The sequence below is a fragment of the Phaeovulum sp. W22_SRMD_FR3 genome, assembly GCF_052113705.1.
GTDB lineage: Bacteria > Pseudomonadota > Alphaproteobacteria > Rhodobacterales > Rhodobacteraceae > JBGQOG01.
This window is the reverse complement of record NZ_JBGQOG010000005.1, coordinates 64,863-91,826: the sequence shown is the minus strand read 5'-3', so window position 1 is coordinate 91,826 and position 26,964 is coordinate 64,863. Positions and strand designations below refer to the sequence as shown.

Genomic DNA, 26,964 nt, shown 5'->3' with positions numbered 1-26,964 from the left:
ATCTGATGACCGGCTTTGACCGCGATGCGACCGGGCTGAAGATTGGCATTTTCCTCTTCGTGATGTTCTTCTTGCTGGGCTCCGGCCTCTGGGTGGGGCTGGCGCTGATGGGGGTGGCCTATATCGGGATGATCGGATTCACCTCGCGCAACCCCGGCAGCTCGATGTCGATCACCATCTGGACGAGCGCTTCCAGCTGGACGCTGACCTCGCTGCCGCTGTTCATCTGGATGGGCGAGATCCTCTATCGCACCCGCCTGTCCGAGGACATGTTCAAAGGGCTGGCGCCCTGGCTCGCGCGGTTTCCCGGCGGGCTGTTGCACACCAATGTCGTGGGCTGCACCGTTTTCGCCGCCGTCTCCGGCTCGTCCGCGGCCACGCTGACCACGGTGGGCAAGATGTCGATTCCTGAGTTGCGCAAACGCGGCTATCCGGAGTTCATGATCATCGGCACCCTTGCCGGGGCGGCAACGCTCGGCCTGATGATCCCGCCCTCGCTGACCCTGATCGTTTACGGCGTCAGCGTCCGCGAAAGCATCACCAGCCTGTTCATGGCCGGGGTGTTTCCGGGCCTGGTGCTCGCAGGCATGTTCATGGCCTATATCGCCCTCTGGTCGGTGCTGCGCCCAAAGGAGGCGCCGCCGCCCGAGCCGAAAATCGGCTTTGTCCGCGCGCTGAAAAACTCGGTGCTGCTGCTGCCGGTGATCGCGCTGATCGTGATGGTCATCGGCTCGATGTATTCCGGCATTGCCACCGCGACCGAGGCCGCGGCCTTTGGCGTCGTCGGGTCCATCGTGCTGGCGCTGGGGCAAGGCTCGCTCTCGCGCAAAAGCTTCACCGAGAGCCTGCTGGGCGCCACCCGCACCTCGGCGATGATCGCGCTGATCCTGATGGGGGCCAGCTTCCTGACGCTGTCGATGGGCTTTACCGGGGTGCCGCGCGCGCTGGCGGAGTGGATCGGCTCGATGAACCTGTCGCCGATCGCGCTGATCGCGGCGCTGACGGTCTTCTATATCGTCATCGGGATGTTCCTCGACGGGATCTCGGCGGTGGTGCTGACCATGGCGATCATCGAGCCGATGATCCGCGCGGCGGGGATCGATCTGATCTGGTTTGGCATTTTCATCGTGGTGGTGGTCGAGATGGCGCAGATCACGCCGCCGGTGGGGTTCAACCTCTTTGTGCTGCAGGGGATGACCAAGCATGACATGGGCTATATCGCGCGCACCGCGCTGCCGATGTTCCTGATCATGGTGCTGATGGTGGCGGTGCTGATCGCCTTTCCGGGTCTGGCCACCTGGCTGCCCGAGGTCCTGAAACAGGCCGCGCCGTGATCTTGCGCGACGGGCTGGCCTGGGTGGGCCTGAACGCCCGCACGGTCCTGTTGGGGGGGCTCATTGTCGTGCCCTTCCTGCCCGGGACAGAGGGCGCATTGACCCCGGCGCTGCCGGTGCTGGTGGCCTTGCTGCTGGCGCTGGCCGTGGCGCGGCTCGATCTGTCCGAGATCCTGTCGGCGCTGGCCACGCCGCGCGTGCTCTTGCCCATTCTGGCGGCGATCCTGCTGTTCCAGCCCCTCGCGGGGCTTGGGTTGCACAGCTTTGGCCTGGGGCTTGGCCTGGCGCCCGGATTTCTCCTCATTCTGGCGGGTTTTGCGGCTGCCCCGCCGCTGAGTTCCGCGCCCAATATCGCGCTGATGCTCGGCTATGACGCGCGTCTGGCGCTGCTGGTCACGCTGACTGGTACTTTTCTCTCGCCGCTGATGGTGCCTGCGACGCTCTGGCTGGTCGGCGGCAGCCCCTTGCTTGATCCGCAAGAGATCGCCCTCAAAGTATCGGCAATGCTCTTCGGCGGCCTGCTGCTGGGCAGCTTGATCCGGCGGACCACCGGCCCGGCCCGCATCGCGCGCAACGCCCCGGTCTTCGACGGTATCGCGGCGCTGGTGATGCTGACCTTTCTGTTCCCCTTGCTGGACGGCGTCCTCGCGCAGGTTCAGGCCGATCCCGCCCGGGCGCTGGCGCTGGCCCTGCTGGCGCTGGTGCTGAACATCGGCAGCAATCTGCTGCTCCGGCAGGGGATGCGCATGGTCACCGATCGCGCCACGGCGGGTGCAGGCGGCCTGCTGATGGGCAACCGCAATCTCTCGGTCCTGCTGGCCGCGCTGCCGCATGACCCGACGTTCAGCCTGTTCGTCGGAGTGTCGCAAATCCCGATCTACGTCACCCCTTTGGTTTTCTCCCTTCTCGACGGACACCGCACACCATGTCTGCCTTCATCGGAATCCTGAGCCTGGACACCCGCTTCCCGCGCATTCCGGGCGATGCGGGCCATCCTGACAGCTACCATCTGCCCGCCCGCATCCGCGTGGTCGCGGGCGCGGGCAGCCCCGACATTGTGCGCGATGGCCGCCCCGCGCCCGCTTTGGTTGCCGCTTTCATCGCCGCCGCGCAGGCGCTGGAGCGCGAGGGGGCGGTGATGCTCACCTCAACCTGCGGTTTCCTGATCACCGTGCAGGCCGAAATCGCGGCGGCGGTCCGCATTCCAGTGGTGCTCTCGGGGCTGGCGCTGGTGCCGTTGGTGCGCCTCATGACGGGCAATCGCCCGGTGGGCATTCTCACCGCTTCACGCCCAAGCCTTGGCACGGCCGCGCTGCAGGCGGCGGGCTGCACCGCCGAGGCGGTGCGCATCGCCGGGCTGGAGCATGAGGCCGCCTTTGCCGAGACATTTCTCACGGCCAAAGAGCTGCAGCGGCAGAGACTTGATCCGGGCGAGATCGAAGCGGCGGTCACCCGGGCGGCACGCGGGCTGGTGGCCGCGCATCCGGAGATCGGCGCACTCGTTCTGGAATGCGGCAACCTGCCCCCCTATGCCGCCGCGGTGCGCAGGGCCGTCGGGCGCCCGGTGTTTTCGATCCTCGATGCCGCGCGGCTGCTGGACCTCTGAGCGGCGGCGTCCGGTCTAGCGCGGCTGCGGTTGGTGGCCCGCGTGAGGGGGGCCCTTCTGTCCAGGGGGGGCGAAATTTCGGCACCGCCCACCCGTTCTGCAACGGGTGGGCGTCAGACCGGAACAGGCTCAGGAACGGCTCAAGAGATCCGATCGGAACGAGGCATCGAGCCGCCGCATATAGCTTTCGGCGCAGCACATGTGATCGTGCATGATCGCCGCAACCGCATCGGCGTTCTCGGCCCGCAGCGCGGTCAGCAACTGCTTGTGGCTTTCGATATTCTCTTCGCCAAAAATCTCATGCTCTTGCATGCTCTCGCTGCGATAGCTGACGAGATCGCGCAGCATACTGTTGAGAAATCTGCAGAAAAACACCAAAAGCACATTGTCGGACGCGTCGCAGAGTATGTCGTGGAACTCGGTCTCGACCCGGCGCACCACCGGACGGTCGCGCACCGCATTCGCCTCTTCGCACAGGCGGATGTTCTCCTCGAGCCTGCGGAAATGATCCTCGGTCAGCTTGCCGATGACATTGCGGGCCAGGCTCACCTCCAGCGACTGCCGCAACTCATAGACATGCGCGAAATCGAGCTGCTGGAAATGCAGATATTGCCGCAAATGCTGCGTCGCAATCTCGATTGACGCGTCCTGGATCTCCGGCCCGCCGTTGGGCCCCGAGAGCATCCGCACCATCCCCTCGACCTCGAGCGCCTTGAGCGCCTCGCGCATGGTGCCTTTCGAGCAGCCGTAATGCTCCATCAGCGTGCGCTCGTTGGGCAGCCGGTCGCCTGGTTTCAGCCCCTCACGCGCGATCCGGCGACGGATGTCCTCCGCAACCTGATCCGACAGCTTGATCCGTGAAATCTTGCGCTCTTTGCTCGTCGACGCATCCAGATCCATCGCGGTGCCTTAGCTTTCCAAGTCCATGTCGGGGTCCAAGGGGTATATGGGACGCGCGAGTTTTTTGAAAGAGAATAGATCGTAATCAGAGCCTGTTACACCCGAACTGGCGCATTCGATCGTCGCTTTGGCCAAGGGTTCAAACACCGGACGGCAATACATCCGCGATTTCAGATGCAGAAAACGCGCGGCGGTGGCGTCAATCCCGAGCGAGGTGAAAACCCCCAGATCGAGCGGTTCATGCGGCTGCTCACAAATCACGATCCGCGCGGCACCGGTATCCAGCGCCGCCGCGCGTCCCATCGAGAGCACCTGCCCGGTGTAGATCGGCCCCGTGACACGGTAGCGCCCATCGGAGAGCGCGGTGACCGTACCGCGCAGGCGCAGCGGCGGTTGCGGCGCGGGCAGGCCCTCGGCGGGGGTCTTGTTGCCCAGCGCCACCGCGACCTCGGCCCCTTCTCCCGCGGCGAAAAGCTGCGCGACGGTTTGCGGATCGGCAATCGGGCCGACGACGATGCCCTTCTGCCCGGCCTCCAGCAATGCGGCAAGCACATCCATCACATCGCATGATCCGCCCGAATTGCAATTGTCCCCGTGATCGAGCATCAGGATCGGCGCGCTGCCATCTGCCAGCGCCATCGCACGGGCGACAGATTGCGCCAGAGGCTCTTCCGCGTAGACATATTCCGCCCGGCGTTTCCAGGCCTCTTTCCCAAGGTCGGCGGCGACATCCCGCGCCAGCTCCGGGGTCTGCGCAACCACCAGGATCGACAGCCCCGTCTCGTGCAGGTCGGCCAGCGGAAACCCCCCGAAGACGGTGACGGCCTGCACGCCTGCGCGTGTCTCGGCCTGCCGCGCCATCGCGATCAGATCCGTCATCGCGCAATCGGTCGTGGTGTTCATCCGCAGCGTTGCCGCCAGCATCGGCGGATGGTTGAGCGCCATCGCCGGACGCGCGCCCCCGGCAAGCAGCGGCGCGAATATCCGCGCGACATGTGCGCCGGTTTCGACCATGTCGATATGGGGATAGGTCTTGAACCCGACGATGACATCGCATTGGTCCAGCAGACTTTGACTGATGTTGCCGTGCAGGTCCAAAGCCACCCCAATCGGCACATCTGGGGCCGCGGCGCGCACCCGCGCGAGCAGGGCAGCCTCGCCGTCATCATGGCTGCGCGTCACCATGGCCCCATGCAGATCCAGCAAGATCCCGTCACATCCCCCGGCCACGGCCGCCACAATCGCCTGCGCCATCGCCTCGAAGGCCGCGTCCTCCACCGGCCCCGACGGATTGGCGTGGGCGATCAGCGGCACCGCGATCTGTGCCCCGATGCTCCGCGCGAAGGCATGGAACGCGCCCAGCGCCGTCGGATGGCCCTCGGCGGCGGCAAGCGCCTCGGCCCCATAGATCGGATTGAAGACGCTCAGCGGGGTTTTCACCGGAGAGAAGGTATTCGTCTCGTGGTTCAACCGGGCAAGAACCAGACGCGTCACGCGGTCACCCCGCGGCGCGTCTCGGCGCGCTGGCGGTCGTAGTGCAGCACCGCCTCCAGCAAGACCTGCGCGCCCGCCGCGCATTCCTCCGGCAGGGTGGATTCCGCCGGATTGTGGCTCAGCCCGCCCGCACTGGGCACAAAGATCATCGTTGTCGGCACCACGGCGGCAGTATGCGCCGCGTCATGGCCCGCGCCGGAGATGATGTCGCGCATGCTGAAGCCCGCCGCCTGCGCCCCCGCGCGCACCGCCGCGATGCAGGCGGCGTCAAACACCACGGATGCGGTGCGAGAGATTTGATCCAACCGGTGCTCCAGCCCGATCTCGGCCGCCGCTGCGCGCACCAGCGCCTGGGTTTGCTGCTCCATCTGATCCAGAACCGCATCCGAGGGATGGCGCAGATCAATCGTCGCGCGCACTTCGCCGGGAATCACATTATGCGAATTGGGATGGACCTCCAAAAAGCCGATCGTGCCCACCGCATCCGCATGCGATCTGGCAATCCCGTCGATCCCCTCAATCACCTTTGCCATGCCCAAAAGCGCGTTCCGGCGCATGTTCATCGGGGTTGAGCCGGTATGCGCCGCCGTGCCCCGCAGGACCAGCTCGAACCACCGCATCCCCTGCACGCCCTGAACAACCCCGATCTGAACGCCCTCTGCCTCAAGGATCGGGCCTTGCTCGATATGCAGCTCGAACATCGCGCCGATCTTGACCGCGCCCGCTTTTGCCGCGCCGCGATAGCCGATGCGATCAAGGCTGGCCCCGAAGGTGTCCCCCGCAACATCGCTGCGTGCATCGCCGTAGTCGGGCGCATAGACCCCCGCCCAGATCCCCGAGCCGAGCATGGCGGGCGAAAAGCGCGAGCCCTCCTCGTTGGTCCAGTTCACCAGCATCAGCGGCGCCTCGCTCTCATAGCCCGCCGCCTCCAGCGTGCGCAGCACCTCCAGCCCCGCGAGCACGCCCAGAACCCCGTCGAACTTGCCGCCCGTCGGCTGCGTGTCAAGATGGCTGCCCATCGCAATCGGCGGCAGATCGGGGCGCTTTCCGGCGCGCAGCGCGAACATATTGCCCGCCTCGTCCACCGTCAGCTTCATGCCCAATGCGGCGCATTCGGCGCTCAGCCAATCGCGGATGCGCTTGTCATCCTCACTCAGGGTCAGCCGCGCAATCCCGCCATCTGACGTGCCGCCGATCTGTGCCGTCTCCATCAGACTGGCCCAAAGCCGGTCTTGGTTGATCGTCAAGTTGGACATGGTCTCTTCTTTCTGCCGAAGGTCTTTCAGGCCTCAGGCCTTCACGCCGAGGTAGCGGTCAATCGTCTCGGGATCGGAGCGGAATTGTGCCGCACTCGCCTCATGGACGATCTGACCGAGTTCGAGAATGTAATGCCGGTCAGCAAGCTGGCTGCAGACCGCAAGGTTCTGTTCGACCAAAAGGATCGGCACACCGGCATCGCGGATCAGCCGGATCTGCGTGACAATTTCCTCAACAATGATCGGCGCCAGCCCCTCGACGGGTTCATCCAGCATCAGCACTTTCGGGCCGTTCAGCAGCGCCCGCGCGATGGACAGCATCTGCTGCTCGCCGCCCGAAAGCTGCCCGCCACCATTGCTGCGGCGCTCTTCAAGGCGCGGGAAGATCCTGTAGATGTCGCGGATCGACCAGGGCGAGCCCTTGCGCACCGCGATGCGCAGGTTTTCCTCGACCGTGAGCAACTGAAAGATCCCGCGATCCTCCGGCACGAGCGAGAGGCCCGCCGCCGCGATCTGATAGGGCGCGCGGCCCGTCACATCGCGGCCTTCCAGCTCCACCACGCCGCGCTCAGGCGTCACAAGCCCCACCGCCGCCTTCAGCGTGGTGCTTTTGCCGGCCCCGTTGCGGCCCAGCAAGGTGACGATCTCCCCCTGCCCGACCTCAAGGGTGACGCCCTGCAAAATATGACTTTTTCCGTAATATCCGTGCAGATTTTGCAAACGCAAAGCGGGGGTCATGCGATGTCTCCCGTGATCATATTGCCCAGATAGGCGCGCTGCACTTCCGGATCTTCACGGATCACGGCGGGCGTGCCCTCCACCAGTTTGCGCCCCAGACGCATCACCGTGATCGTGTCGGAAATGTTCATCACGATGCCCATGTTATGCTCGATGAACAGCACCGTGTGATCCTGAGCAAGATCGCGGATCAGGGTCTTCATCGCGTCGATGTCATCAATGCCCATGCCCGATGTCGGCTCATCGAGCAGGATCAGGCGCGGACGTGCCGCCATCGCCATGCCCACTTCAAGCCGCCGCTGCTGACCATGCGACAACTCTCCCGCCAGCCTGTCGGACACGGCCGACAGTTCCAGACGCTCGGTCACCTGATCGGCAAGCTCGAGCGCGGCCCGGTTGCTCTGTGCGCGGCGCCACGGTGCCAAAGCCTGCCAAGGCGTGCGCCCCTGTGCCGCCAGCCGCAGGTTTTCGCGCAGGCTGAGATTGGCAAACAGGCTGGTCACCTGAAACGACCGCGCAATCCCCAGCCGCACCCGGTCATCATCCGAGGCTTGCGTGATGTCGCGCCCCTCCAGCACAACCCGGCCGGACGAGGCCGGAACCCGCCCCGTCAGCGCATGGAACAGCGTGGTTTTGCCCGCGCCATTCGGCCCGATGATCGAATGCACCGAGTTGCGGCGGATATCGAGGTCAACCTCCGCCAAAGCGTGAAAGGTGCCGTATTTCACCCCGAGCCCACGGGTCTGCAATGCGATATCGCTCATCTCAATGCTCCTTTGCCGGGGGATTTGGCGCGCGTGCACGGCCCGTTGCCGCGTCATAAAGGCGCTCCACCAGGCCCCAGAGCCCGCGTTGCAGGAACAACCCCGTCGCGACGAGAGCCAGCCCCAGGAGCAGCAACCAGCGCGGCCAGATCGACGAGAGCAAATCGGCGAGCACCAGGTAGAACCCCGCGCCCAGCACCGAGCCAAACAGGCTGGAACTGCCGCCGATGATGGTCATGATCAGGATCAGCTCGCTGGTGTGGTATTCAATGTTTGACAGGGGCGCGACACCGATCAGCATCGCATGCAAGGCACCACCGAGAGCCGTGACCGCGCCCGAGATCGCAAAGGCCTCGATCTTGAACAATTTGGTCGGAAAGCCGATTGCCGCGGCGCGGCTTTCATTCTCGCGGATCGCGATCAAGGTGCGGCCGAAGGTGGATTGCGTGACCATGATCAGCAGCGCAAAGATCACCAGAAAGCAAACCGCGACATAGCTGTAATAGGCCCAGGGCGCGTTCAGCTCTTGTCCGCCAAGGCTGGGGCGCGGCACGCCCAAAAGCCCGTTGTCACCGCCCGTCAGGCCGCTGAACGTATAGGCGAGAAAGTAGAACAGCTGCGAAAAGGCGAGCGTCAGCATCACGAAATAAACGCCCTGCCGCCGGATCGACAGCCAACCCACCAGGCTCGCGACAACCGCGCCCAGAAACGCCGCCCCCGCCAGCACCAAAGGCACCGGAACCGACCAGCGCGTCAGGCAAATCCCTGCGACATAGGTGCCGATCCCGAAGAAAATCCCCTGCCCGAACGAGAGCAGGCCCGTATAGCCCAGCAGCAGATTGCAGGCGGCGACAACCATCGCAAAGATCAAGATCTCGGTGGCCAGAATCCCCGACTGCAGCACCAGCGGCAGGATCAGAATGCTCAGCACCACAAGGCCGAACTGGACGACAGGTCTATCGATTGCACGCATCGGTCACGCCCTCCCCAGCAAGCCACGGGGCATCAGCGCGATGACCAGCGCCATGCCGACATAAATCATCAGCCGCGCACCTTCAGGCCAAAGCGTCGCCATGACGCTCTGCACGATCCCGATCAGCAACCCCGCCACCAGCGCGCCGGTGTAGCTGCCCATGCCGCCAATCACCACGACGACAAAGGCGATCGAGAGCGCCTCGACCCCCATGAAAGGCTCAACCCCCCGGATCGGTGCCGCCAACGCGCCCGCCAAAGCCGCGAGGCCCGCGCCAAAGCCAAACACCAAGGTGTTGATCCGCATGGTGTTGTAGCCCAAGAGCGCCATGTTCGAAGGCGATTCAGACCCCGCCCGAACAATCGCGCCCAGCCGCGTGCCTTCCAGCAGCCACCACAACAGCCCCGCCAGCACGGCCGTGAAGACGATGGTGAACAGCCGGTATTGCGGATAGATGAAATCACCGAGGATCACGATGCCCTGCAGGCTGGCCGGGGCCGGAACCGAGCCGCCCAGCGGACCCCAGATGATGATGGTGACTTCCTGAATGACGAGCGCGAGCCCGACCGTCACCAGAATGTGGAACGTGTGGGGCAGCTTGTAGATCCGATGCAGCAGCAGCGCCTCAATCAGGATCGCCAACCCCGCGACGATCATCGTCGCCATCGGCATCGCGGCCCAGAAGTTGAACCCGCGCATCGTCAGATCATAGGTGAGATAGGCGCCAAGCAAGTAGAATGCGCCATGCGCGAAATTGACGAACTGCAAGAGGCCGAAAATGATACTCAGGCCGACCGCCAGCAGAAAATACAGCATCCCCAAGCCGATGCCGTTCATAACCTGGAAGAGGTAGATCAAGGAGATTCTCCCGAAACTGTGCAAAGATCCCCGCGCAGCCTGCACCACGCGGGGCGGCGAAAGGCCTCAGCCCGCCATTTTGCAGCCCGCCTGCTCCGGCGACAGGAAGGATTTCCCGGAGCTGATGATCTCGGCGTAATCGTCCTTGTCGGCCATATCGGCCTTGGATTTGCCCTTGAGCAGATAGTAATCCTTGATCACCTGATGGTCCGCCGCGCGCACTTCTTCCGGGCCGGTCAACCCTTCATAGGTCATCCCTTCCAATGCCGCCGCGACACCCGTCCCCTCCGGTGAGCCCGCCGTGACGGCGGCCTCCAGCAGCAACTTGCTGATGATGTAGGACCCGGCGAAGGAATAGTTCGGGTTGACGCCGTGCTTTTGCTGCACCTTCGCCACCAATTCGCGGTTCAGCGCAGTATCGGCCCCGTGCCAGTATTGCGCGCCGAAATAGACGCCCTCGCACACATCCGGCCCCAGCGCCTCGAATTGCTCCAGCCCCGACGCCCAGGCGACGATGATCGTCATCCGTTGCTTCAGCCCGAAGCTGACCGCCTGGCGCAAGGTGTCCGAGCTTTGGCTGCCAAAGTTCAGCAACAGCAAGACATCGGGCTTGGCCGCGATGGCATTGGTCAGATAGCCACTGAATTCCTTGTCGGTCAGCGCGTGATAGCTGTTGCCGACATGCTCGATCCCTTTCTCGGCAAACACATCTTTCGCCGCGTTCAGCAGACCGTCGCCGAACACATATTGCGGCGTGATCGTGTACCATTTCTTCGCATCCGGCAGCGCGTCGATGATCGGGCGGATGGCCTCATTGATGGCGCCATAGGTCGGGACCGACCAGCGGAAGGTGGCCTTGTTGCAATCGGCGCCCGTGATCTCATCCGCGCCTGCGGTCGTCATGAATGCGCCGCCGCCCCGGAGTATCTCATTGCCCATGGCGAGCGATTCAGAGGAGAGGATGCCGCCCGCGAACAGCTTGACACCATTCTGGGTCAGCGCCTCCTGCACCTTGCGCACGGCCGTTGCCGGTTTGCCTTCGGTGTCGAGATCGAGCGTGGACACCTCGATGCCATGCGCGGCCGCGATCTCTTCGGCAGCCATCTGCGCGCCAAGCGTTGCAAACTGGCCATTGGCGGCAAAGGCCCCCGAAATCGGCACGGGAACGCCGATGGTCAGCGCCTCCCCTGCGGCAAGCGCGCGCGAGACGATGCCGGGCGCGGCGAGAGAAACGGCAGCGAGCGAGGTGCTGCTCAGGAATGTGCGGCGAGTGATCATGTTGAGCCCTGTTGTTGAGGTCGCATCTTTATTCATGCTTACTATACAAACTATACGTATAGATTTTTTGGGCTGTCAATAATTTCCGCCCACCTCCCGGCGCGCGTTCCGCGGAGGGGGGAGGGCTTTCACAGTAACGCTGCATGAATTTTCGCGGCGCGACGCCCCGGCGGCGCCAGCCCCGGGCTGAGAGCGCCCAGAGATCTTGCGGAACGAACGGCGGATTCCCGGCCTTGGCGTCAGATGGTTTCAGCCATCCCCCGGCGACCAGAATGCCGGAGTTACGCGCTCAGGCGCGTTCGGGCATCGGCATCAATGCGCCGCGATGACCGATCACGCGCATCGCCAGGGCATGCCCCGCCGCCACCGCGGCCGGAACCCCGGCACCGCAGAGCCGCGCCGCGAGATAGCCCGCGTTGAAGCTGTCGCCCGCGCCGGTGGTGTCCACCGGTTCGCGGCGCTCCATCGGGGGCAGCGCTGCCACCGGCGCGCCGCGGAGCGCATAGACCATCGGCCCGCCGCCGTTTTTCACCACCACCTCACCCACACCCGCCGCCAGATAGCGCTCTGCGGTGGCCTGCGGTGATGCGTCTTTGAAATGCTTGGCTTCGTCTTCATGGCTGGGCAGGACGATGTCTGACACCGCCGCCAACGCCATGATCTGCGCGCACATTTCCGCTTCGGACACCCAAAGCCTCGGGCGGAGATTGGGGTCAAACACCACCCGTTTGCCGCTGACCCGCATCTCGGCCAGCGTGGCAAGCAGCACCGCCCGCGCGTCGGGCGTCAGAATGGCGAGCGTGATCCCCGAGACATAGATCACCTCCGCCGTCTGCAGCGCCGCGCGCAGCCGGACCGGATCATCGGCCAGGGTTCGCGCCGCCGACCGGTCGCGCCAATAGGTGAAGGACCGCTCGCCTTCTGCGAGCGCGATCATGTACAGGCCGGGCATCCGGTCCGGATGGCGCCAGATGGCCGTGCTCTCCAGCCCGGCCGCCTCGATGAAACGCACCATCTCATCAGAGAGCCGGTCCTGCCCCAGAACGGTGGCATAGCCCACGGCCCATTCGGCGGGCAGTTGCATCCGCGCGTACCAGGCGGTGTTCAGCGTGTCGCCGGCGATGCCCTGCTGCCAATGCCCCGCCTGCGGCAATGCCGACAGCTCGACCATACATTCACCGAGGGAGAGAAAGCGCATTCACGCGGCCCCTTTGATCCAGAAAGACAGGGTCGCGACACCGCATCGGGTGGCGCGACCCGGGTGGCCCCCGCGCGGGGGTCAGTACATGGCGATGCCCGGGAAGAAGATCATCACCGCGACCGCCAGGATCTGCAGACCGATGAAGGGCAGCAACGAGCTGAAAATATCCCCAAGCGAGATGTCGGCGGGCGCCACCGATTTCAGATAAAAGGCGGCGGGGCCGAAAGGCGGCGACAGAAAGCTGATCTGCATGTTCATGCAGAAAAGCACGCCAAACCAGACCGGGTCCAGCCCGAGGGTTTTGATGATCGGCACGAAAATCGGCATCGTCAGCAGCGCGATCCCCACCCAGTCGAGAAACGCCCCCAGCACGAACAGAATGGCCATCATCACCAGCACTATCACCGTCGGATTGTCGGAAATGCCGGTCAGCAAACCGCCGACGAAATGAATGCCGCCCATCAGGTTGTAGACGCCCACGAGGGCGGTCGCGCCAATGCCGATCCAGACGATCATCCCCACCGTGGCAAGGGTCTGCATCGCGCTGTCGCGCAGGAAGGGCCAGGTGAATTCGCCCCGAATGATCGCGGAAAGCGCCACGCCTGCCACGCCGACCGCCGAGGCCTCCGTCACCGAGGCAATCCCGAGGTAGATGGAGCCGAGCACGAAGATCACCACCATGATCGGCAGGATCAACCCCTTCAGAAGGCGAAGCTTTTCCGCCGTGGGCACATGCTCGCGGTCGGGGACGGGTGCGGTGCCATCCACAAAATACGACATGATCAGCACATAGATCACATAGAAAGTGGCCAGCATGAAGCCCGGCACGAAGGAGGCGGTGAAGAGATCGCCAATCGAGACATTGGCCGTCAGCCCATAGATGATCAGCACGATCGACGGCGGGATCATCGCGCCGAGCGAGCCGCCCGCGCAGATCACCCCGATGGCCAGTTTGCGGTTATACCCCTGCCGCAACATCTGCGGCAAAGCGATCAGGCCCAGCAGCACGATCTCGCCGCCGATGATCCCCGACATCGCCGCCAGGATGACCGAGACGAAAATCGTCTGTACCGCCACGCCGCCACGGATGCGGCCGCCGATCAGTTTCAGCGCATCAAAGAGGTCGCGTGCCACGCCGGAGCGGTCGAGCATCGCCGCCATCAGCACGAACATCGGCACAGAGACAAAGACGAAACTGTTGACGAAAGTGTAGATCCGGCTGGTGATCAGCCCGACCGCCATCGAGCCATAGCCCCCCAGCGCAAAAACCAGCGCCACCAAGAGCGTCACAAAGGCGAGCGGCATCCCGGTCAGCAAAAGCAGCACCAAGAGCCCGAACATCAGCAGTGTCGCCGGACCGATCCCGATGGCGGCCAGATCGAATAGCGCGTTCATGCGGCGCCCTTCCCGAGTTTTCTGAGATAGTTGACGGTGAAGATCACGAATTGCAGGCACATGATGATCATCATCACAAACAGCGCGATCTTGAGATAGGCGGGCATCGCCGGGTTCCAGGCACTGCCCGACCGCTCCAGCCGGACCTCGCCGCCCGGCGTCCAGACGCTCTTGGTCACCATCAGCCAGGCCGCATAGGCGAAGAAGGCCGAAGCAATCGCCGAAATGATCGAAATCACCACATCGAACACCTGACGGGCCCGGCGCGGCAGGGCGTCATAGATCATCACCACCCGGATGTGACTGTCGCGCGCCACGCAGAACAGCCCGCCATAGAGGAAGGCAATCGCACAGAGGAAGGTGCTGGTTTCATGCGCCCAGATCGTCGGCTTGTTCAGCACATAGCGCAGAAAAACCTCCATCAGCAGCATCACCGCGGCGATGACGATACCGGCGGCAAAAAGATAACCGCCCTGATGAATGAAACGGCCCAAACGGCCGGATTCCGGTGGCAGCATCGCCCCGGCTCTCGCGTCACTTTCCGCCCCGGAGGGCAGCACCGTGTGATCTGGTGGTGTCATGATTTCCTCCCCCGCCTGGCGCGGCCCGTCCTTCGCCCGCAAATTGGCCGGGAGCGCGGAACGCCCCCGGCCAAATGATTATTGCATCAGGCCTTTGTCGGTCAGATAGGCGGTCAGCTGGTCATAGACCTTTTGCGCCATCGGCGATTTGGTGGCCACTTTTTCCCATTCGCCGCGCGCGATACCGCGGAATTTGGCGCGCTCTTCCGGCGACCAGTTGTGAATGGTGACGCCATCGGCCTTGGCGACTTCCACCGCCGCCAGATCACGTTCTTTCAGCGTGTTGATCTGGGTTTGCTGGAACACTTTCAGCGCATCGCGCATCTGGCCCTGAATTTCCGGCGGCAGCGCGTCCCATTTCTCCTTGTTCATCGAGACTTCGACCAGCGGCAGCGAGTGGAAGCCCGGGTAGACCGGGTTCTTGCCGATGCTGTTCATCCCGGTCTCCTGATTGACCGAAAAGACCGAGTAATCGGCGGCATCGATCACGCCTTTGTCGAGCGAGGTATAGACCTCGGAGGCCGGCAGGTTGACCGGATTGGCACCTGCGGCGGCAAAGACATTGGCGATCAGGCCTTCGGGCGAGCGCACCTTGACGCCCTGCAGATCGGCAACGCTGTCGAGCGGCACTTTCGAGACAAAGGCTTCCAGCCCCGGGGTCGAGACGCCGATGAATTCCAGCCCATAGGGGTTGATCAGCTCGTTCATCAGCTCTTTTCCGCCGCCATTTTCGACAAAGTCGATCATCTGCGCCGGATCGGCCCAGGCGCCGACCGGGTTGGCGATCAGGCCAAAGGCCGGGTCGCGGCCCGCGAAATAGGAGGTGTCGGTGATATGGCCATCCAACAGCCCCGCCGCGATGGCATCCGGGGTTTCCTTGTAATCCACGATCGTGCCCACCGGCAGCAGCTCAATCGCCACTTTGCCACCGGTCATTTCCTTGACGGTCTCGGTCCAGCCCTGCTGGAAGATGAAGTTGGGGTTGCCCGCCGGGTCCGAGGACTGAAAGCGGAAGCTGTATTCCTGCGCGCCAGCGGCACCGCAGAATGCGACCGAGCCGAGAATGAGCGCGGCGGTGGTGTTCAGGATCTTCATGAGGTCTCCTCCCTTATTGATATCCGTTCGTGGTGTTTCGCCGCCGGTTACGGCGACGGAAATGCGATCTGCACCTTCATGGCGCGGGCCTTGTCCGAGGCGAGGTCAAAGGCGGCGACCGCCTCGGCCACCGGCAGCACCCGGGTCAGCAGCGGGCGCAGGTCCACCCGCCCGGCGTCGATCAGACGCGCGGCGCTGGCGAATTCGGGGTCAAAGCGGAAGCTGCCCTGCAGGCGCAGCTCTTTCGCGACGATGCTGGTCATCGGCAGGCTGGTGTCGGGGCCAAGCCCCACGGTCACCAAAAGCCCGCCCGCGCGCAGAAATCCACAGGCCGCAAGCAGGGCGGGCGGCGCGCCGGAGCATTCAAAGGCCACATCAACCTGCCCCTTGTTGATGGCGTAAGGGGCCAGCGCCTCAGGCTCTGCCGCCAGATTGAGCGTGCGGTCCGCCCCCATCCGCGCGGCAATCGCCAGCGCCGGGGCGGCGATGTCGGTGGCGATGATCTCTTCGGCACCGGCCAGTCGCGCGGCGGCAATGGTCAGGCAGCCGATGGGGCCACAGCCCGAGACCACCACGCGTTTGCCGATCAGGCTGCCCGCCTGCCGCACCGCATGCAGGCACACCGCCAGCGGCTCGGCCATCGCCGCCCCCGCCAGATCGGCCCCCGGCGAGAGGCGGATGGCCTGCGCGGCGGGCAGCGTGACTTCGGCGCGAAACAGCCCCTGTTCATGCGGGAACCGCATGGCCGAGCCGTTGAAGCGCATGTCGAGGCATTGGTTCGCCATGCCCCGGCGGCAATAATCGCAGGTGCCACAGGGGCGCGAGGGGTTCACCGCCACCTTATCGCCCTCGGCCAGCCCGCTGACCCCGGCGCCCAGGGCAGTGATGATGCCCGAGACCTCATGCCCCAGCGCCATCGGCTCGCGCAGCCGTACCGCGCCAAAGCCGCCGTGGTGGTAATAATGCAGATCCGAACCGCAGATGCCGCCATGGCTGACCGCAATCCGCACCTCGCCCGGCCCCGGCACCGGGGCGGCGGCGATCTCGTCCAGCCGCAGGTCATGCGGGGCGTGGATGACAAGGGCCTGCATCAGAGCACCGAAATCATGCCGCCATCGGCATAGATGATCTGGCCCGAGATGTAATTCGACGCATCCGAGGCAAGGTAGATCGCGGTGCCCGCCAGCTCCTCGGGCAGGCCCCAGCGGCGCATCGGCGTACGGGCCTTGACCCAGCCGTCAAAGGCCGGATTGCTGATCAGCGCCTCGTTCATGTCGGTGACCATATAGCCCGGGCCGATGGCGTTGGACTGAATGCCCAGCTCGCCCCATTCCGCCGCCATCGCCTTGGTCAGCATCTTGATGCCGCCCTTGGCCACCGTATAGGGCGCCACCGTCGCCCGGGCGAGTTCCGAGGTGAGCGAGCCGATGTTGATCACCTTGCCGCGCCCGCGCACCGCCATCCGTTTGGCCGCCTCGCGCCCGACCACAAAGGCCGAGGTCAGATTGATGTCGATGACCCGCTGCCAATCGGCGGTGGCCAGCTCCAGCATCGGTTTGCGGAACTGGATCCCGGCGTTGTTCACCAGAATATCGACGGCAATCCCCGCCGCATCGAACCCCTCAAAGGCCGCGACAATCGCCGCCTCATCGGCCACGTCAAAGGCGGCGGTGAGAACATCGTAGCCCTGCGCACGCATCTCGGCGGCGGCTTCCTCCAGCCGCGCGGCATTGACCCCGTTCAGGATCACCCGCGCACCAGCCCCCGCCAGCCCCTCGGCCATCGCCCGGCCCAGGCCGCGTGACGAGCCAGTGATCAGGGCGGTTTTCCCGGTGAGATCAAAGAGTTTCAGCGACATGGTTCAGAGCTCCGAAAGGCGGGTGGTCAGATCGGCGCGGTCAAAGAAACCCGGCACCAGTTCGGTGCCCAGACCCGGGCCCTCCATCGGATAGATATAGCCACCCTCGATGCGCGGGACTTCGGTCACCAGCTCGCGGTACCAGCCCTTGTAAAAGGCGCGCACGGATTCCTGGATCAGCGTGTTCGGCTGACTGACCGACATATGCACCGCCGCCGCAAAGCCCACCGGGCCGATGCAATCATGCGGCGCGAAGGGGCGGTGATAGGTATCGGCCATCGCCGCAATCTTGCGCCCCTCGGTCAGGCCGCCGGTCCAGCACAGATCCGCCATCACCACATGCGCCGCGTCGCGGTCCATGTATTCCTTGTAGGCAAAGCGCGAGCCGAGCGTCTCGGAGGCGCAAGTCCAGACATGGGTCGAACGGGCAAATTCCGCCAAAGCCTGCGGCGAATTCATCCGGATCGGATCTTCGTACCAGCGCGGGGTATAGGGTTCGATCGCGCGGGCGATCTCTTTCGCGGTGGGCAGGTTCCACAGCGAATGCATCTCGACCATGATCTCCATCTTGTCGCCCACCGCGCGGCGGATCAGCTCAAAGGGTTTCAGCGCGGTCTTCATCTGCTCGGCGCTGATGAACATCCCCTTGTTCTCGATCCCCGCCGGGTCAAACGGCCAGATCTTCATGGCGCTGATGCCATTGTCCAACAGATCCTCGGCCAGATCGCCCGCGCGGGTCATGAACCCGTCCAGATCCTCATAGGGCGAAGGGGCGGCATCAAGGTTCCAGGTGTCCACCGGCTTGATCTTGTTGGTGCGCACATAGCGGGTGCCCGCACAGGTGTTATAGGTACGCACCCGGTCCCAGCTCTGGCCGCCCAGCATCACATGCACCGGCTGGCCGCAGACCTTGCCGAAGAGATCCCAGAGCGCAATGTCGATCGCCGAGGCCGCCCGGTATTCCACCCCGGTCGAGGCCTGCGCATTGGGCAGCGAGACCATCTCTTTGTGCAAAAGCTCAATGTTCAGCGGGTTCTGCCCCAGGAGCCGCACGGCGAGCGTGTTGTGGATATGCGCCTCGCAGGCTTCGGCGCCATAAAACGTCTCACCCAGACCGGTGATCCCGGCATCGGTCTCCACATGCACCCAAAGCACATTGGCAAATTCTTCCACCCGATAGGTGCGCAACGCAGTGATTTTCATCTCAGATCCTCCGGGCCAGCCCGCCAGCCCCGCCACTCCCATGCCGCAGAATATGCATCTCCGATCGCGCCGGATGCGGCGCGGTGCAGGGATACAAAGCCTTCGGCAAATTCCTCTTGGTCGGTACTTAAACGGGGTGCTAGGATTCGATCAACAGGAAAATGCCATTTGGTGCTACAGAATGTCAAAACCTATACTACAGGTCAGCGAAAGCGATCCCGAGAAGGATGTGGGTCTGGTCGAGCGCACAATCCGCGATGTGCGCGACCTCATCCGGAACAGCAAATTGAAGGTCGGCGATGCGCTGCCCAGCGAGAGCGCGCTGGCGGCGCAACTCGGGGTGTCGCGGACGGTCGCGCGCGAGGCGCTGCGGGCGCTGGCGGCGATGCGGGTGCTCGAGGTGGGCAACGGGCGCCGCGCGCGGGTGGCGGCGGCCAATGCCGAGGCGCTGTCGATCCTTCTCGATCACACGATCTACACCGGGCAGTTGTCGTTCCAGCAGGTGCTGGATGTGCGCCGCACGCTGGAGATGCGCACCGCCAGCCTGGCCGCCCTGCGCCGCAGCGACGCGCAGGCGCGCGAAATGCTGGATGTGGTCGATCAGATGTTTGCCGCCCTCGACAATGACCAGACGGCGATCATGGAGCTGGACATCAAGCTGCATGCGCTGATTGCCCGCGCCACCGGCAACGCCCTTTATGCGATCTTGCTGGACAGTTACGGCGTGATCACGCGGCAGACCTGGGATATCGGCTGGCGGTCGCGTGGGACCTATGAGAACCGGCTGGAGAACATCCGCTGCCATGAGCGGCTGGCGACCGCCATCATGATGCAGGACAGCCTGCGGGCAGAGAACGCGATGTCCGAACATTTCGATTCCGCCGTGGCGGTGCTGATCCGTGCCGGCATCACCTGAAACGCCGCCCGCCGCCCGCCCCTATTGTCCCGACGCCGCATCATCGAGATCAGACTGCGGCGCGGACACATGCAGTGGCGCTGATGAATCCGATGGGCGCAAAGCGCTCTCAGCGGCGCCACCGCGCCATCAGGATCTCGTAAAACCGGCTGGCCGAGGGCGACAGCGTGGTACGGCTGCGGCTGACCACCCCCACCTGACGCGTCACCACCGGCTCGACCAGCCGTTTGGTGGCGATCACCGGATGCGGACCGCTGGGCAGGGACATCCGCGGCAGCGCCGCCACCCCCAGCCCCGCCCCGACCAGCCCGAGCGGGGTGGACAGATGCTGCACCTCATAAAACCAGCGCGGGCGGATGCCATGCCCGGCCAGCCCGAGATCGATGATCATCCGATACCGGCCCGAACTGCGGCCATATGCTGACCGCTGTCGGGCCCTCCGCGATCGAGGCGGGGCTGGTGGCCGCCACCGATCCCCTGACACGGGTGGTGATCCACAATGTGAACACCGGCAAGCTGATAGAGGCGCTGGTGGAAACGCCCGGCGGCCGGGTAACCTGTGACGGCGACGCGCCGATTGCCGGGGCGCCGGGCACAGCCGCGCCGGTGCGGGTGGCGTTTCTGGACGCGGCCGGCTCGAAAACCGGCCAGCCGTTTCCCACCGGCCAACGCAGCGAGGTCATTGAGGGTGTCGAGGTGACGTTGATCGACATGTCGGTGCCCGCGATGATCGTGGCCGCGTCCTCACTGGGCCTGACGGGCGGCGAAACCCCGGCGGAGCTTGACGCAAACACGGATTTCATGGCGCGCCTTGAGAGGCTGCGCCAGCAGGCCGGGTAGCGCAAGGGCCTTGGCGATGTGACGGGGTCGGTGATCCCGAAACCGATCCTGCTGTCGGCTCCGGCGGCGGGAGGCACGATCCGTGCGCGCTATGTCATGCCGCACAGCTGCCATACCGCCGTGGCGATCACCGGCGCGGTCCGCATTGCCACGGCCTGCTCGGTCACGGACACCGTCGCGCGGCGTCTGGCGGACCTGCCGCCGCTGACCATCGAGCATCCGGCCGGAACCACGGCGACGGAACTTGAGCAAGACCCGGAAACCGGGGAGGTGACCCGGGTCTCGCTGGTGCGAACGGCACGGCTGCTCTTTGACGGGCGGGTGCACGTCACCGGCACTGCGGCGTAAACAGACCATAACGGCGGAGGACACCATGTAACATACCCTGAAAGCCTGCAACGCAGCGGCGCTGATGGCGATTAGCCTGCTGACACCCCCGGCAACTGCCGCCGATCTCGCGGGCGAGACGGTGGTTTAGACCATTCCCTTTGGCGTCGGCGGTGGCACCGATGTCCGGGCGTGCTTCTTCGCGCCGCAACGGGCCGAGGCCCTGCCGGGGAGCCCGACGGTCGTCGTGCTGAACGTGCCGGGGGCGGCTCGATCACCCGGGCGAACCAATGCGCCGTGCGCGCCAAGCCGACCGGGCCGGAAGTGCCGGGCACCTCGGCCTCGACGCAATATCCGGCGATCCGCGCGTGCGCTATGATTACGGCAACTGGACGCCGGTGCTCGCCTCGCCCACCGGCGGCGTGGTCTACATCAATCTGCAATATGGCATCGACGGCGCCGATGACATCGGGGCGCTGCGTCAGACCGAGATGCGCTTTGCGAGCCAGGGCCCGACCCAGCTGGAACTGCCCGCGCGTCTGGCATTCAAAATCCTCGGGATGCAGGTCAAGCCGGTGTTTGGCATGGACAGCCGTGGCCAGGGACGCCTGGCGTTCAAGCGCGGCGAAGCGGGCATCGATTTCCAGACCACCACCGCCTATCTCTCCAGCGTCATCCCGCTGATCGAAGGGGGCAAGGCCGCGCCCCTCTTCGCGCTCGACGTGGTGAATTCCGATGGCACCGTCTCGCGCGATCCGTCCTATCCGGATCTGCCCTCCTTCCCGGAGTTCTTTGAGCAGGCAACCGGCGGCGCCCCTGCGGGCGAGGCCTGTGAAGCCTGGAAGGCGATGATGCTCGCGGGCTTTGCGCTGCAAAAGATGATCGTTGTCCCGGCGGATGCGCCGGAAGAGACGAAGCAGATGTGGCGGGATGCGGTGCAGACCGTGGTGGACGCGCCATCGTGCCGGACATGGATCCGGCGGCGAAAGATTGGCTGAAAAACTGGCTGACCACGGAATACGACGTCCGCTTCTGACGGGTTCCACTGAGAGGAGGCCCTTGGAAATGGGTCTCCGGGGGGAGGAAAGATAATGTGGGACATTGCGCGCTCGGCGCTGGGACAGGCGCTGTCTCTGTCGCATCTGGGTTTTTTGGGGCTCGAGGTACTCGTCGGGCTGATGGTCGGGATCTTGCCCGGACTGGGCGGCATCGCGGGCATGTCGATCCTGCTCCCGTTTCTCTACGGAATGGAGACGACCGCCGCCCTCGGGATGCTGATCGGCATGGTGGCGGTGATCGTCATGGGGGCGGTGGGTCTCAACATGCGCCGCTTTGGCTGGCCACGTCCGGCCCTGCTGATTGGCTTCGTGCTGGCGCCGGGGGCAGAAAACTACCTCTATCAGGCGGTGCAATTCTACGATTGGAGTTGGGTCAGCCGTCCGGGCGTGCTGATCGTCGGGGCGATCACGCTGGTCTCGCTGTTCCTCGGGTTGCGCTCGGGTGCGGTGATCGAAAGCGAGGGGATGGCCAGTGCCGAGGCACAGCACACCCGCGGCTGGCAGATCGGCTTTGCGGCACTGTTGCTGGCCGTGGGGGCCTATTGCGCGGCGGATGCACTGAAGCTCAGCTTTCTGGCGCGGATCTTTCCGCTGGCGGCGGGCACGATCACCCTGATCGCGGTGACCATTGTTGCCGGGCAGATCCGGCGGGGCAGCCCGAAGGTGCTGCATGATGACGACGCCACCGCCCGCAACCCGGGAACCTTCCGCGCCGAGACCTATCTGATGCTCTTTGCGCTGGTGACCGTCGGCATCTGGCTGATTGGTTTTCTGCCTGCCATGGCGATCTTCTGCCCGCTCCTCCTCGTCTAAATCGGCGGTGCGGGCTGGATGCGCAGCCTGATCATGGCCGCCAGCGCCATCGGGTTTCTCGCCCTGCTGACCCGGGCGATGACCCTGCGGTTGCCCCAGCGCCTCGTCTGGAGCCTGCTGCGCTGATCTCTGACCTTCCCTGCCCATCAGGCGCCCCCGGATCGGGGGCGCCTTTTTGGGTGGCATGGACTTTGGCCGGACCAGCGCCTGCCGGAACACATGCCGACAGCACCGCCGCTGATGCGCTGCCGGACCCGCACCGGCACGAAATCAGCGGTCGCGGCTGCGACGCCGCCTTGTGGCGATAAACCCACGCCGCTACAGGTTATTGCGGCGGGGTCCGGGCCGGGGCCCTGTCACCACGTCATCCGCGCAGGTGATACGGCGCGCGAAAACTGCAACCCATGTGAGGACGCACAGCAATGGCGCAAACACCGAGTTCCCGCCTCGACAAGCTGCTGTCCTCCATGGGCTATGGATCGCGCAGCGAAATGGCGCGCCTGGCCAAGGCTGGCGGCATCACGCTGGACGGTGCCGTGCTCGCAGACGCGGGTCAGCGCATTCCTGTCACGCCGGATTTGCCGATGCGGATGAAGATCGACGGCGCGGCGCTCGATCCCATCGCGGGCCTCGTCCTCCTGCTGAACAAGCCTTTGGGCATGACCTGTTCGCACAAGGAAGCCGGGGCGCTTGTCTATGATATCCTGCCTGAACGCTGGAAGCGGCGAAGCCCGGCAATCTCCACCATCGGCCGGTTGGACAAGCAGACTTCCGGCCTTTTGTTGCTGACCGATGATGGCCGTTTGCTGCACCGTGTCATCAGCCCCAAACGCCATGTCAAAAAGATTTATCGCGCCACTTTGGCCCGGCCGCTCACCGGCACCGAGGGCGATCTGTTCGCCTCGGGCCGCATGATGCTGGACGGCGAGGACAAGCCGCTGGCCCCGGCGGAGTTGCAGGTGATCTCGGAAACCGAAGCCCTGCTGACGGTCACCGAAGGCCGGTATCATCAGGTGCGCCGCATGTTTGCTGCCGCCGGAAATCACGTCGAGGCACTGCACCGCGAACGTCTTGGCGGTCTGCTGCTGCCCGCGGATCTGGCCCCCGGGCAGTGGAAGCTGCTGGGTGAGGAAGAGATCGCCCTGATCTTTCAGGACAGCGTTGGCAGCCTGGGTGATTGACACGCCTGCCGGTGGCCCGCGCCTTATCATGGCGCGCGCCACCGGATCACGACAGCGCCCCCAAGCAAACTCTCCGCGGGCAGTGACGTCCTCAATGCCTCACCTGACGCGCCAGCTTTGTGTGCGGCGCAGAAGGCTGTGCGACAGCGCCATGTGCAAAAGCCGCGCCAGGACGTTGGTGTAAAAGATCATCATCCCCATCGCTGCCGCCGGGGCAATATCCCCCGCGTCATCCATGTTCAGCACCGCGACAGAGGCAAGCGCCGTCTGGCTCGAATAGATGAACACCACCGCCGAAACCGTCGTCATCGCGTTCACGAAGAGGTAGATCATGATGTCGAGGATTGCCGGCAGACAGATCGGCACCGTCACCCGACCAAACAGCCGCCAGAACGGCTGCCGCATCGAGGTTGCGACCGATTCAAACTCAGGGTCGATCTGTTTCAGCGCGGTCAGGGCAGTCAGATGGCCGACCGTGTAGAAATGCGTCACCGTCGAGACGACAAGGATCGCCATCGTGCCATAGATGGCATTCAACGGGTTCGACGGGTTGTTGAAGAAAAAGATATAGGCAAGGCCCAGAACCATGCCGGGAACCGCCATCGGCAGCATGGCCAGAAACTGGAACAAACCGCGCGCAAAATGCGACCCGTCCAGCTTTTCCACCATATAGGCGCCGGTGAACACCACGGCTGTGCCGATCACCGCCGTCAGCGCCGCCAGCCGGATCGAGTTCCAATAGGCCGACCAGCCGCCGCCATCCATCTTGTCAAAGGCAAAGTTCTTCAGGCTCAGGCTCATGTCATAGGGCCAGAAATTCACCAGCGCGGCCAGTTGACAGGTGCCGATCATCAGAAGGATGAACCCCGCCACCAGTCCGCACCAGATAAGGCAAAGCGCATCAAATCCCGCGCGGGGCTTGGGTTCATAGGGCACCGAGCGCGCCGAGAGCTGCGAGACCTGTTTCTTCTGGATCTGCCGGTCGATCACGAAAGCCAGAATGGCAGGGATCAGCAGGATGACGGAAACCACCGCGCCCATCTCGAAATTCTGCTGGCCGATCACTTGTTTATAGATGTCGAGGGCCAGCACGCTGTACTGCCCGCCAATCACTTTCGGCAGGCCGAAATCGGTGATCACCAGCGTGAAGGTCACAAAAGCCGCCGAGATCAGGCCATAGCGCGCGCCCGGGATCGTGACCGTCCAGAAGGTGCGCCAGCGCGAGGCGCGCAGCGCTTCTGCAGCCTCATATTGGCGCTGATCGGCGATGGCGAGCGCGGTTGAAATGATGATCAACGCATGCGGAAAGGTGAAGAACACCGACCCGATCACGATGCCCAGCGGGCCATAGATCGACTGGCCCATCAGCAGGGCCTTCAGCAAGCCCTGATTGCCGAACAGATAGATCAGCGCGATCCCCGGCAACAGCGAGGGCACGAGAATGGGCATCATCGCGATCAGCTTCATCGCGCCCTTGAACCGCATGCAGCTGCGGCTGATCGCATAGGCAAATCCGAAGGCAATGCTGACGGTCAGAACCGTGCTGACCAGAGCAATGAACAGCGAATTCTCGATTGATCGGAACAGTGTCGGGTTCGAGAAATAGGCGAGGTAGTTTTGCACACCGACCGTCGTGACCGGGCGCAGATTGATGCGGCGAAAGGTGTTGCTGTCATATTCCTGCCAGTCCCGGGCCGCGACCGGATCAAGACCCACCAGCCAAGACGCCTCGCCCAGCGCCCGCATCCGGTATTTCACCGCGCTCCGGAAACTGAAGTCGGGGAAGAGATCAATCACCGACAATCTGCCTTCCGAGGAGCTGTGCAGATCTTCCGCGCCAAAACGCTCCAGCGTGCTGTTCAGCGCGGCCGCGGTGACCGGCGGACCGAATGTCGTGCCCGTCGCATCGCTGACCTGAAATTCGTATCGGGCGAGGTCAAACCCATAGGTCACAAAGGATTTTGTCAGCATCGTATAGAGCGGCAGTGCCAGCGCCACGATCAGGTAGAGCGCGATCACCAGCATGAAGCCCCGCTTGATCACGCCATCGCGATCAATCTTCAGCGTGACGGTGCGGCGCGGCAAAATCCATTCAGCAAGGCTCATCTCAGGATCCCTTCGGAAAAACGAGGACACGTTCGGCCGGAAGTTCCACCGTCAATCTGCTGCCTTCGGACAGATCAAGCCGCCGCACGGCGTTCATCGAGAAATTGGCGACAAGTGGCGCCTCGCCCAGCGCGTCACTGCGCAGATGCATCCGCCAGGACGACCCGAGGAACTCCTGCGCCGAGATCGTCACCGGCAGGCGGTTGGGCTTTGACGCGGCATCGTGTCCGGCAGAATGCGGCAGAATATCTTCCGGACGGATCGCCACCATCACGGCTGTCCCGTCGGTCTGCCCCGGCACATCGGTGTTCAGGACCACGCTGCCCAGCTTGACCGCGCCCTGCTGATACTGGCTGGCGAAGCGATTGGTTTCGCCGATGAAATCAGCGACGAACAGCGATGCAGGGTGGCGGTAAATCTCGGTCGGGGTGCCGATCTGCTCGATCCTGCCGTGGTTCATCACCACAATACGGTCGGCCATCGACAACGCTTCTTCCTGATCATGCGTCACCATGATCGTGGTCACGCCCAGCTTGCGCTGCAATTCCTTGATCTCATGCCGCAGATGCACGCGCACCTTGGCATCCAGTGCGGACAGCGGCTCATCCAGCAGCAAGAGCCCCGGATTGATGGCAATGGAGCGCGCCAAGGCGATGCGTTGCTGCTGGCCGCCGGACAGTTGCGCCGGATAGCGATCCGCCTTGTCCGGCAAACCGATCAGCGCCAACAATTCCGCAACCCGCCGGGTGATCTCTGCCTTGGGCCGCCCGGTGTTTTCCAACCCGAAGGCAACGTTGCGCACCACCGTCAGGTTGGGAAACAGCGCGTAGGATTGAAAGACGATGCCATAATCGCGCTGCGAGGCGGGCAAGTTCGAGATGTCACGCCCCCCTTGCGAGATCTGTCCGCCTGTCTGTGGCTCAAGCCCGGCGATGGCGCGCAAAAGCGTGGTCTTGCCGCACCCCGAGGGGCCAAGGAAACAGATGAATTCGCCCCTTGCGATCCGCAGCGAGACATCCTGAAGCGCCACGAAATCGCCGTAGGTCTTCCAGAGATTTGTAATGCGGAGATAATCGTCGGTCACGGGCATGGTCTCCGACACATTGGACAGGTTCGGTGAAGTCATGGCATTCATGATGCGGCTCCATTCGGCTGGAGCGTGGGCCCGTCGCGGCCCACGCCGTGTCAG

At 64.2% G+C, this 26,964-nt stretch carries 25 protein-coding genes and 1 pseudogene; 8 read left to right on the top strand and 18 right to left on the bottom strand.

Annotated elements, in window-relative coordinates; translation table 11 throughout:
* The first annotated feature begins 5 nt into the window (after positions 1–5).
* The 3 genes from ACEN2S_RS08515 to ACEN2S_RS08505 are packed head-to-tail and all read left to right on the top strand — an operon-like array spanning position 6 to position 2,940.
* Positions 6–1,334 (top strand): TRAP transporter large permease, encoded by a 1,329-nt coding sequence (locus ACEN2S_RS08515; RefSeq protein ID WP_441865497.1) that lies wholly within the window; start codon positions 6–8, stop codon positions 1,332–1,334.
* Positions 1,331–2,284, top strand: a complete 954-nt coding sequence (locus ACEN2S_RS08510) for a hypothetical protein (protein WP_441864970.1) — start codon at positions 1,331–1,333, stop codon at positions 2,282–2,284. The genes ACEN2S_RS08515 and ACEN2S_RS08510 overlap by 4 nt, the downstream gene beginning before the upstream one ends.
* A complete protein-coding gene (locus ACEN2S_RS08505) occupies positions 2,260–2,940 on the top strand; it encodes an aspartate/glutamate racemase family protein (protein WP_441864968.1) in 681 nt (226 codons plus the stop codon). The genes ACEN2S_RS08510 and ACEN2S_RS08505 overlap by 25 nt, the downstream gene beginning before the upstream one ends.
* A gap of 129 nt (positions 2,941–3,069) precedes the next feature.
* Here ACEN2S_RS08505 and ACEN2S_RS08500 read toward each other — a convergent pair whose 3' ends face one another.
* From ACEN2S_RS08500 to ACEN2S_RS08430, 15 genes are all read right to left on the bottom strand, one after another.
* Positions 3,070–3,840, bottom strand: coding sequence for a FadR/GntR family transcriptional regulator (locus ACEN2S_RS08500; RefSeq protein ID WP_441864966.1), 771 nt, complete (start codon positions 3,838–3,840; stop codon positions 3,070–3,072).
* Between the two features lie 9 nt (positions 3,841–3,849).
* Positions 3,850–5,334 carry a M81 family metallopeptidase gene (locus tag ACEN2S_RS08495; RefSeq protein ID WP_441864963.1) on the bottom strand — a complete coding sequence of 495 codons (1,485 nt, stop codon included), beginning with the start codon at positions 5,332–5,334 and terminating at the stop codon, positions 3,850–3,852.
* Positions 5,331–6,590, bottom strand: a complete 1,260-nt coding sequence (locus ACEN2S_RS08490) for a Zn-dependent hydrolase (protein ID WP_441864961.1) — start codon at positions 6,588–6,590, stop codon at positions 5,331–5,333. The genes ACEN2S_RS08495 and ACEN2S_RS08490 overlap by 4 nt, the downstream gene beginning before the upstream one ends.
* A 33-nt stretch (positions 6,591–6,623) precedes the next feature.
* Positions 6,624–7,328 (bottom strand): ABC transporter ATP-binding protein, encoded by a 705-nt coding sequence (locus ACEN2S_RS08485; protein WP_441864958.1) that lies wholly within the window; start codon positions 7,326–7,328, stop codon positions 6,624–6,626.
* Positions 7,325–8,092 carry an ABC transporter ATP-binding protein gene (locus tag ACEN2S_RS08480; RefSeq protein ID WP_441864956.1) on the bottom strand — a complete coding sequence of 256 codons (768 nt, stop codon included), beginning with the start codon at positions 8,090–8,092 and terminating at the stop codon, positions 7,325–7,327. Before ACEN2S_RS08480 ends, ACEN2S_RS08485 begins: the two co-directional genes overlap by 4 nt.
* Before the next feature lies 1 nt (position 8,093).
* Positions 8,094–9,065, bottom strand: a complete 972-nt coding sequence (locus ACEN2S_RS08475) for a branched-chain amino acid ABC transporter permease (RefSeq protein ID WP_441864954.1) — start codon at positions 9,063–9,065, stop codon at positions 8,094–8,096.
* Positions 9,066–9,068: 3 nt separating this feature from the next.
* The gene (locus ACEN2S_RS08470; protein ID WP_441864952.1) at positions 9,069–9,923 is read right to left on the bottom strand and encodes a branched-chain amino acid ABC transporter permease; all 855 of its coding nucleotides are present in this window, start codon (positions 9,921–9,923) and stop codon (positions 9,069–9,071) included.
* A gap of 66 nt (positions 9,924–9,989) precedes the next feature.
* Positions 9,990–11,201, bottom strand: coding sequence for an ABC transporter substrate-binding protein (locus tag ACEN2S_RS08465; RefSeq protein ID WP_441864949.1), 1,212 nt, complete (start codon positions 11,199–11,201; stop codon positions 9,990–9,992).
* Between the two features lie 289 nt (positions 11,202–11,490).
* Positions 11,491–12,399 (bottom strand): sugar kinase, encoded by a 909-nt coding sequence (locus ACEN2S_RS08460; protein ID WP_441864946.1) that lies wholly within the window; start codon positions 12,397–12,399, stop codon positions 11,491–11,493.
* 81 nt (positions 12,400–12,480) lie between these two features.
* The gene (locus ACEN2S_RS08455) at positions 12,481–13,797 is read right to left on the bottom strand and encodes a TRAP transporter large permease (RefSeq protein WP_441864943.1); all 1,317 of its coding nucleotides are present in this window, start codon (positions 13,795–13,797) and stop codon (positions 12,481–12,483) included.
* A complete protein-coding gene (locus ACEN2S_RS08450; RefSeq protein WP_441865494.1) occupies positions 13,794–14,315 on the bottom strand; it encodes a TRAP transporter small permease subunit in 522 nt (173 codons plus the stop codon). The genes ACEN2S_RS08455 and ACEN2S_RS08450 overlap by 4 nt, the downstream gene beginning before the upstream one ends.
* Before the next feature lie 141 nt (positions 14,316–14,456).
* Complete coding sequence (locus ACEN2S_RS08445; protein ID WP_441864940.1) at positions 14,457–15,473, bottom strand: TRAP transporter substrate-binding protein; 1,017 nt, start codon at positions 15,471–15,473, stop codon at positions 14,457–14,459.
* 47 nt (positions 15,474–15,520) lie between these two features.
* Positions 15,521–16,564: an L-idonate 5-dehydrogenase gene (locus ACEN2S_RS08440; RefSeq protein ID WP_441864937.1), complete on the bottom strand. Its 1,044-nt coding sequence runs from the start codon at positions 16,562–16,564 to the stop codon at positions 15,521–15,523.
* On the bottom strand, positions 16,564–17,331 hold the full coding sequence (locus ACEN2S_RS08435; protein WP_441864934.1) for an SDR family oxidoreductase: 768 nt from the start codon (positions 17,329–17,331) through the stop codon (positions 16,564–16,566). Before ACEN2S_RS08435 ends, ACEN2S_RS08440 begins: the two co-directional genes overlap by 1 nt.
* A gap of 3 nt (positions 17,332–17,334) precedes the next feature.
* The gene (locus ACEN2S_RS08430; RefSeq protein WP_441864931.1) at positions 17,335–18,534 is read right to left on the bottom strand and encodes a mandelate racemase/muconate lactonizing enzyme family protein; all 1,200 of its coding nucleotides are present in this window, start codon (positions 18,532–18,534) and stop codon (positions 17,335–17,337) included.
* A 181-nt stretch (positions 18,535–18,715) separates the two neighbouring features.
* Between ACEN2S_RS08430 and ACEN2S_RS08425 the strand changes: the two genes are divergently transcribed.
* Positions 18,716–19,450: a FadR/GntR family transcriptional regulator gene (locus ACEN2S_RS08425; protein ID WP_441864928.1), complete on the top strand. Its 735-nt coding sequence runs from the start codon at positions 18,716–18,718 to the stop codon at positions 19,448–19,450.
* A gap of 109 nt (positions 19,451–19,559) precedes the next feature.
* On the opposite strand, the gene ACEN2S_RS08420 is transcribed toward ACEN2S_RS08425, so the two are convergent.
* A complete protein-coding gene (locus ACEN2S_RS08420) occupies positions 19,560–19,841 on the bottom strand; it encodes a LysR substrate-binding domain-containing protein (protein WP_441864925.1) in 282 nt (93 codons plus the stop codon).
* Between the two features lie 26 nt (positions 19,842–19,867).
* On the opposite strand from ACEN2S_RS08420, the pseudogene ACEN2S_RS08415 reads away from it, so the two are divergent.
* The 4 genes and pseudogenes from ACEN2S_RS08415 to ACEN2S_RS08400 all read left to right on the top strand — a co-directional run bounded on the left by ACEN2S_RS08415 (position 19,868) and on the right by ACEN2S_RS08400 (position 23,669).
* Positions 19,868–20,638, top strand: a pseudogene (locus tag ACEN2S_RS08415) (PrpF domain-containing protein).
* Positions 20,639–20,907: 269 nt separating this feature from the next.
* Positions 20,908–21,615 (top strand): hypothetical protein, encoded by a 708-nt coding sequence (locus ACEN2S_RS08410; protein WP_441864922.1) that lies wholly within the window; start codon positions 20,908–20,910, stop codon positions 21,613–21,615.
* Between the two features lie 93 nt (positions 21,616–21,708).
* Positions 21,709–22,488, top strand: coding sequence for a hypothetical protein (locus ACEN2S_RS08405; RefSeq protein WP_441864920.1), 780 nt, complete (start codon positions 21,709–21,711; stop codon positions 22,486–22,488).
* A gap of 422 nt (positions 22,489–22,910) precedes the next feature.
* On the top strand, positions 22,911–23,669 hold the full coding sequence (locus tag ACEN2S_RS08400) for a pseudouridine synthase (RefSeq protein ID WP_441864918.1): 759 nt from the start codon (positions 22,911–22,913) through the stop codon (positions 23,667–23,669).
* 99 nt (positions 23,670–23,768) lie between these two features.
* Here the strand turns inward: ACEN2S_RS08400 and ACEN2S_RS08395 are convergent, their stop codons facing one another.
* Complete coding sequence (locus tag ACEN2S_RS08395) at positions 23,769–25,775, bottom strand: putative 2-aminoethylphosphonate ABC transporter permease subunit (RefSeq protein ID WP_441864915.1); 2,007 nt, start codon at positions 25,773–25,775, stop codon at positions 23,769–23,771.
* A gap of 1 nt (position 25,776) precedes the next feature.
* On the bottom strand, positions 25,777–26,910 hold the full coding sequence (locus ACEN2S_RS08390) for a putative 2-aminoethylphosphonate ABC transporter ATP-binding protein (protein ID WP_441864913.1): 1,134 nt from the start codon (positions 26,908–26,910) through the stop codon (positions 25,777–25,779).
* Positions 26,911–26,964 lie beyond the last annotated feature (54 nt).